General features: G+C 33.0%; 9 protein-coding genes. 6 read left to right on the forward strand and 3 right to left on the reverse strand.

The genetic code is table 11. The annotated features are described in order from the left end of the window. On the forward strand, positions 1-187 hold a 187-nt coding region (locus UGRO018_RS17160), incomplete at its 5' end, for a hypothetical protein (RefSeq protein WP_416327736.1). A gap of 334 nt (positions 188-521) precedes the next feature. Here UGRO018_RS17160 and UGRO018_RS17165 read toward each other — a convergent pair. Further along, positions 522-1,187: an ABC transporter ATP-binding protein gene (locus UGRO018_RS17165; protein ID WP_416327737.1), complete on the reverse strand. Its 666-nt coding sequence runs from the start codon at positions 1,185-1,187 to the stop codon at positions 522-524. Between the two features lie 12 nt (positions 1,188-1,199). Beyond that, positions 1,200-2,555 (reverse strand): ABC transporter permease, encoded by a 1,356-nt coding sequence (locus UGRO018_RS17170; protein ID WP_416327738.1) that lies wholly within the window; start codon positions 2,553-2,555, stop codon positions 1,200-1,202. Positions 2,556-2,697: 142 nt separating this feature from the next. Here UGRO018_RS17170 and UGRO018_RS17175 point away from each other — a divergent pair, with 142 nt between their 5' ends. After that, complete coding sequence (locus UGRO018_RS17175) at positions 2,698-3,366, forward strand: response regulator transcription factor (protein ID WP_416327739.1); 669 nt, start codon at positions 2,698-2,700, stop codon at positions 3,364-3,366. Then, on the forward strand, positions 3,354-4,394 hold the full coding sequence (locus tag UGRO018_RS17180) for a sensor histidine kinase (protein WP_416327740.1): 1,041 nt from the start codon (positions 3,354-3,356) through the stop codon (positions 4,392-4,394). Before UGRO018_RS17175 ends, UGRO018_RS17180 begins: the two co-directional genes overlap by 13 nt. A 46-nt stretch (positions 4,395-4,440) precedes the next feature. Here the strand turns inward: UGRO018_RS17180 and UGRO018_RS17185 are convergent, their stop codons facing one another. Next, the gene (locus UGRO018_RS17185; RefSeq protein ID WP_416327741.1) at positions 4,441-5,520 is read right to left on the reverse strand and encodes an FUSC family protein; all 1,080 of its coding nucleotides are present in this window, start codon (positions 5,518-5,520) and stop codon (positions 4,441-4,443) included. A 158-nt stretch (positions 5,521-5,678) separates the two neighbouring features. Between UGRO018_RS17185 and UGRO018_RS17190 the strand changes: the two genes are divergently transcribed. The 3 genes from UGRO018_RS17190 to UGRO018_RS17200 all read left to right on the forward strand — a co-directional run bounded on the left by UGRO018_RS17190 (position 5,679) and on the right by UGRO018_RS17200 (position 7,398). Next, a complete protein-coding gene (locus tag UGRO018_RS17190; protein WP_416327742.1) occupies positions 5,679-6,116 on the forward strand; it encodes a MarR family winged helix-turn-helix transcriptional regulator in 438 nt (145 codons plus the stop codon). 17 nt (positions 6,117-6,133) lie between these two features. Then, on the forward strand, positions 6,134-6,289 hold the full coding sequence (locus UGRO018_RS17195; protein ID WP_416327743.1) for a hypothetical protein: 156 nt from the start codon (positions 6,134-6,136) through the stop codon (positions 6,287-6,289). A gap of 296 nt (positions 6,290-6,585) precedes the next feature. Beyond that, entirely contained in the window at positions 6,586-7,398 is an 813-nt protein-coding gene (locus UGRO018_RS17200) for an LptM family lipoprotein (protein WP_416327744.1), read from the forward strand. The last annotated feature ends 114 nt before the right edge of the window (positions 7,399-7,512 follow it).

Below are 7,512 nucleotides of genomic sequence, written 5' to 3' on the forward strand. Positions count from 1 at the left end.
ATTATTAGGTAAACAACAAGAAAAATATCAACTTTTAGAAAAAATTATCCAAAATAAATATGGAAAGAATGAAAGAAAATGGCTAAGAACATTAAATCAAGTGCAATTAGATCATATCACTGATTTCATTTTTGATTATGATTCTATCGAAGAATTAAAAGTAGCCATTGAACAAATAGGTAACTAGTATGTCGTATTCTTATTAAAGAAAGGGCAGTGAAAGTGATGATCAAAAAATATGAGGAACTGAGGAAAAATAAAGATTTGCGATATCACATGAAATATAATAAAGAAAAAGTGTGTAAAAGATAAAATAACATGATTAAAAACTTGATTAAAAACTTGATTAAAAACTTTTAATCAAACACAATGAAATCATATGACAGATTTTGTATTTCGATCCTATTGAGTCATTAAGATAACTACTAAACTAAACAGATAACTTATAGTAAAAACAAAGAGAATTCAAATTGAAATGAATTCTCTTTGTTATATCTTATCATGATTTTTTGATATAAGTCTTAGCCTGCATAAATAAGCTTACCTTTATTCATACCGAACACCTCATCAGTATTCTTCGTTATTTTTTTTGAATGTGTTACTATGATTACACACTTATTTTGTTCATGAGCCAAATTTTCTAGAATTTTGATGATTTCATCCTCGGTTTCATGATCCAAATTACCTGTAGGCTCATCAGCTAAAATAAGATCAGGGTCATGTGACAAAGCTCGTGCGATACCGATACGTTGTTGTTCCCCACCAGATAGCTTCAGTACCTTACGATGAGCAGTTTCTTCATTGATACCTACACTTTTTAATAGATTTAAAATATATGTTTTATCACCACGATGCTCTGCTTTACTGATAGACATAGACAATTCAATATTTTCATATGCAGTTTTATTTAATAGAAGATTATAGCCTTGAAAGATGACACCAATATTTCTTGCTCGATAATAATCACGGCTTATTTCACTAAGATCCTTTCCATCGTATAGAATCTTTCCTTCTGTGCATGCATCCAAACCGGAAAGTAAAGACAGAAAGGTTGTTTTACCTGAACCTGATTTACCGATGATGCTATAGAGTTTTCCTTTTTCAAAATCAAGACTGATATCCTTCAAGACAGGATGCGTTGTATTCTCATATATATAACTAACATGTTGAACTGATAATATAGACATTTTATTTCCTCCTTAATTACGCTCACGCAATATACGCATTGGTTCAAATTTCATAGCATAGAATGAGCTAACCGCACTTGCTAATACTACTAATAGCACAGCGATTATACCAAGTTGTGCTACTGTAGTTGCACTTAGTACTGCATTGATATGTGTAATTGGGGCATTGTCTGTTGCAAGACCACCCATAACGGAGCTACCTGTATTCATAACATTACCACCAGTTTGTGAAGCAAGTTTATTCGCAAGCATCATGTTAGTGACAGGCTGAGCAATTAGGCTACCAATCAAAAGGCCTACCACTAAACACACGATCATGATCATCATGGATTCTAATAACATCTGTAATACAATGCTACTCTTTTTCATGCCCATGGCACGTAAGACACCAATTTCATATTTTCTTTCTCTGATAGCTAACATAGATAATAGTAGAAGAATGGTAGTTCCTAAAACCAATACTACTACAAGGAAAATATTGGCGATACCGGTCATTTGTTCGATTGGTTTAATAAACGCATGATAAGCAATATCATCAGTTTTCACATTGTAATATTCAGAAAGACCTGCTTGAGTTGCATCTTTTTTGAAGGCATCTAGATCCTTTGGATTGGAAAGGAAGAATGTTCCTTGTAAAAGAGGTTTATATGCATAATCCTCGTTGACAAGATTGTCTGTTTTGGTAAACACATCACCATAGGCATTGCTATCCTCATTGTGATAAATACCGCTGATTTTAAAAGTCATTTCTTTTAATACTTTACCACTTGGATTCTTATCGTGAATATCTTTCGCTTGAAAGCTATCACCGACTTTTAAATTATTCAGTTTTGCCAATTCATCAGATATCAATGCTTCATCGGAAGCTTCAGGATAAGTTCCTTCACTTAGCTGTGCTTGTCTGTTTTGAAATATTTTGGCATTTTTTACATTGTCAAATCCGTTGATATATATAGAAGGAATACGGGCTCTTTCCAATGGTTCTCCGGCACGTTGCAATTCTGTATAGCGCTTATCAACGGGCTGTTTGAATTTTAATTGATCAGCAACTGCTTCCATGGTTGCTGCGTATTCAACCTTTTTGATATATTTAGACTGAGCCATTTTTCTAACGGTATCATTAGAAATACCGGGTATAAGGAAGGAATCATTACGTTCCATCGCTTGAGAAACTTTTTGATAATCTTGTTCGATAAAGACCTGTGTGCTTAATTGACTTTTATAGTCATTTGCTATGGTTGCTGTATTGTCACGAACGATAATAGCGACACAACTCATCGTGATAACCAACAGGAAAATCACTGCAATCATTAGATTTCTTCCAGCATTCTGAAAGATATTTTTAAACGCATTTTTCAATATATACATCTTTTTTACCTCGCTTTTCTAGTTGCAACGTCATCATAACACAAGGAATGTTAATTTTAAGGCAAGGTCTTGATTTAAAATTAACATTCAATATACTATAATGTTCACGTAGAACATCGTGATTGACAGGAAGGATGATAAAATGAGAATATTGGTTGTAGAAGATAATGAAGAATTATCTGTGTTAATGATAGAGCAGTTAACAAAATTTGGTTTTGTCTGTGATGGTGCAAATAATGGAGAAATCGCAGATCAGAAAATGTATGATAACGCATATGATGCTGCACTACTTGATTTAAATCTTCCGGATACTGATGGTTTTGATCTTTTAAAGCATTGGCGAGATAAAGAAATAGAAACCCCTGTTTTGATTGTTACAGCACGTGATGATATTGATGAAAGAGTAAAAGGGTTGCAACTTGGTGGAGATGATTATATTACAAAGCCATTTGAATTTAAAGAATTAAATGCACGAATACAAGCGGTCATCCGTCGCTTTCGTGGTAGACCGACAGCAGATATCAGAGTAGAAGGGCTAGTCATAGATCCTGCTTCTAGAAGTGTGACTCTAGAAAATCAAAAAATACTTCTATCACCAAAAGAATATGATATTCTCGAGTATATTGCCAGTCAACACCCTAGAGTGATATCTAATTATGAAATTGCAGAGCATGTATATGATGAAGACTTTGACCCATTCTCCGGAGTAATACGTGTTCATATGGCGAGTATTCGTAAAAAGTTATTGATGGATGGAAAATCTCTACTTCATAATGAAAAAGGAAAAGGGTATTACTTATGTCGTCCATAAATAAGAAAAAATATATGTTGATTGCATGTTATGTCATTATTCTAACCTTTGCGATATTGTTGTGTTTTTTCTTCTTTTTCAGTAAATCAAATGCAGATATAAATAGCATACCTCAAGTTTTGTATTCTGCGAAATACAATAGTGAAATCATATCTATGAATTCTATATCGTCACAACAACTTTATGAGTATTTCAGAACATCTCTTTTTCAATATTTGCCTTTATTGATTGCAACAATTTGTTTTATTATTTTGATCTTATCTTGTATTCTGCTTTGTTGTATCAAGCACTTAGATAAGAAGCAGGAACAAAAAATAGCACAGGATCTACTTCATGTGGGAGAGGAAGAGGTTGATCGTATGGAAGAAGCTTTCCCTAGTGAATACGCACGAATCAATCAAAAGCTTTCCGCATATGATGAAGATCAGCGTAGACTTCATTCTTATATCGCACATGAACAAAAAAATCTCATTATGCTTATCAAAGGCAAAATCAGCTCAGGCTATGACATTAGCAAAGATATGGATGCCATGTCACACTCCATTGATGATATTTTGGCTTTATCTGCCCATAAAAACTCACAGAAAAGCATTTGTAATTTGGCTTTGATTGCTGCAGAGGAATATGATAGTTATCATGCGATATATGACCAATTATATTTTGATTTTGATGAAGAAGCAAATTATACCATCCTTGGCAGAGAACAATGGTTGAAAAGAGCACTAGATAATTTAATTGAGAATGCAATAAAATATGGGAATCAAAAAGAAATCAATATTTATCTAAAACAAAAGTATCACAGTGTTTTGATATATGTTGAGGATCATGGAAAAGGAATTAGTGAAGAAGAACAAGAGCGTATCTTTGATTACGCTTACCGTATCCATCCACAAAAGCTAGATGGATATGGTATCGGACTAAGCTTGGTATCTCATGTATGTGATCTATGCGATGGCTTTATTCGTGTAATAAGTGAAGTGGACAAAGGTAGTACCTTTATACTTTCTTTTCCCTCTATTAGTGATTAGACCCATCATGTAAAAAAACAGTCGATATTGAGATAGATATTTTCTCTTAATCGGCTGTTTTCTTATGTTGGATGATTTGTATTTTGGGATAGTATTCCATTGCTTTTCTTTTCCATGGATGATCATCTGCCAAAGCCGTTTCCACACTCCATCGTTTTAAATGAAAGGCTGCTCTGGCAATACTGGCTAGCATATAAATCATCATAACGATGACAATACCAAGTAATAGACAAAAAACTCTATTTTCAATCGCTGTTTTGGTATCCAATATCACCAAAGAAGCGTTTAAAGCAGATATGGCATTAATGACTTGTTTATATTTATATTCCGGTAAAAAGAAACCGATATACCCTAGAAACATGATTACGAACATTGCATATTGTTGGGGTATTATATATTGAAAGAAAATAAAGAATAAGACAACTCCTACTAGGGTACCAAGAAAACGATGACGAATACGTTCCAATGTTTCACAGAATTCTAATTGTGTTAATGACATTACAACGATGCTGATCCATAATGGCTTGGATAGGTGTAAAACAGAAGCTATGAACATAGCAATACTAATGCCCAATGACATACGCAATATATAACTATGATGCTGTTTGCTACGTTGAAACTGTTGCTTGAAATTACAACCGTTTTTACCAAACCCTTTTCTTTTCCAATGGATGAGAATACAAAGACTAACCAAACAAGCACCAAAACAAACGCAAGCTATTCGTCCATTGAATTGAGCCCAAGGAACTGCAGTTGATTGTGAAAATACAAAACAAAGTAGGAAAGATATATTTGCTTTGATTTCCATTGGCTCACTGATCAATGATAGCAACCAAACAAGAAAGCAAAAATTGATAAGGAAAGCTAGAAACGGATTCCATAATGCACTCTGTGCAACAATACCTCCACCAATATAAAGGATCAATACAATGAGACTCATCGTTAATGGTCGTATACCAAGATCACAAGTTGGAAGCATGGTAAACCCTACACCAAGTGCGACTGCAGTTAAGGTGTTTTCTACATGGAACATCATTTGAAATAAAAAAACAAATCCTACGTTAATCATAAATCTAAATGCATTATAGAGTGCTTGTTTAGCAAATGATTGACTGTTTTTTAGCATAATTTCACTCCTTTTTTTCATGACACCTTGCTTTTTGGTTTTAAGTAGGCTATGATATTTTTATAGTAAATAAATATAGATAGTACATAATTATGTACTAATTGTATTTTAGCTGTTTTTGAGAATATGTCAATACCAAATGAAGAGGAGGAGCAATTATGATCAAGCAGAATGCGAAGCAAGAACTTATCCGCTTATTGCCACATTGGCACTATAAAGTAGAACGTAGTATTCGAAATCAACAGAAAGCTAGACAAATCAGTTATGAAACTTATTTCTGTTTAATGACGTTAAAAAGCTATGGACAGATGAGAATGGGTGAATTAGCAAAAGCATTAAGGTTAAGTAAGCAACAAGCAACCCATATCGTAGATAGTCTATATGAACATGGTTTGATAGAGCGAAAAGAGAATCCAAACGATCGCAGAAGCATTTATATCGGTGTAACTGAACTTGGCGTAAAATTTCTAGAAGAAAACGCTCTTGATGCAACAGCACTATATGAACAAATGCAACAGAAATTAAGTATAGAAGAAATTCAGGAATTTGAAAATGCTGTACACATCATGTTGAAAGTGTTAGATAAGTTAGAGTAAAGTTAGGAGGAGACCATATGTTAGATAAAATTTTAGGAGTATTGGTAGTATTGTTTTTTATTTGCTTGGTGATTTCTATCTTTTTAACAAATGGAAATAAATTCGAGCTGATTATTTGTGGGTGTATTACAGTGACATGTTTTGTACTATTTCAAAGACATAAGACAAGTTGATCCATAAATGGTTAATTGAGAGTTTTTAAGGAATATAGATAGCTTCTATCAATGTTTTTTCTTGAAGTAAAACAATCATTCGATATATGCGAAACAAGAAAGATTTTTTGATTTTGGTGCCAATATTGTCTGTGAAGCATATAATAAGATGATAAATGAGGCATTATAATAATTAAATGAGATACCACTTTACAAAGAAAGCACTGACAAAGTATTTATCTGATGAAATAACGAAACGAAATAGGCAAACGCATCATAAGATGTTTACATAATGGATAACGAGGGAGGATACAATCATGAAAAAGTTATTCGCAGCACTTTTATGTGCTACAATGGTGTTTGGTGTTTCTGGATGTGGAAATGATAGTGCAAAAAAGGTGGAGCCAAAGGAAAAAGAATATCTCAATGAATCAGATTTAGTAAAAGCTTACTCAGATCCTAAAAGTTATATTGGAAAATATGTGAAATTGTCCGGTAAAGTTTTCTCAACACCTGAAAAAGATGATGATGGTGTTTATTTTCAAATGTTTGCGGATCCGGAAAATAATAAGTTAAATACAGTGGTAGCTTATCCTGATCCTACTTTTGAGGTCAATACTGACGATTATGTCGTTTTAGATGGAAAGATCGTGGATAAATATGAAGGAGAAAATGTTTTTGGTGGATCTGTGACGGCAGTTCAAGTGGTAGCGGATTCTGTTAAGATGTCAACTTATGTAGATGCGGTATCACCTGCGATAAAAACGATAACGCCTACTGATTTAAAAAATAGCCAAAATGGTGTAGAAATTGCTATAACAAAAATTGAATTTGCAAAGACGGAAACACGTGTTTATTATAGTGTGAAGAATAATTCAGGAAGCAAATATCGCTTTTATGACTTTAATATGAAAGCGATACAGAATGGTAAACAATTTGATGTCAAAAACAATTATAATGCAGATTATCCTTCTGTAAGTGGAGATGTTTTAAATGGTGTAGTATCAAAGGGCATTGCTGATTTTCAAAATTTAGAACAAGCTGATTTCACATTGCATTTAGAAGCAGGATATAATGATGATTTTAATATGGATTTTGAAGAAATCAGTTTTAATGTCGTAGTTAAATAATTCGTTTGCTTTATATAAGTTATTATAAGGATCACTTATTGATAAGTGGTCTTTTTCTTTGTGCTTTATCTTTGTTAAATAGTATTTCATATGAGTTTATGTTAACATATAAAC

Source organism: Hoskinsella mucinilytica, assembly GCF_045223415.1.
In the GTDB taxonomy this organism is placed as follows: Bacteria; Bacillota_I; Bacilli_A; order Erysipelotrichales; family Erysipelotrichaceae; genus Hoskinsella; species Hoskinsella mucinilytica.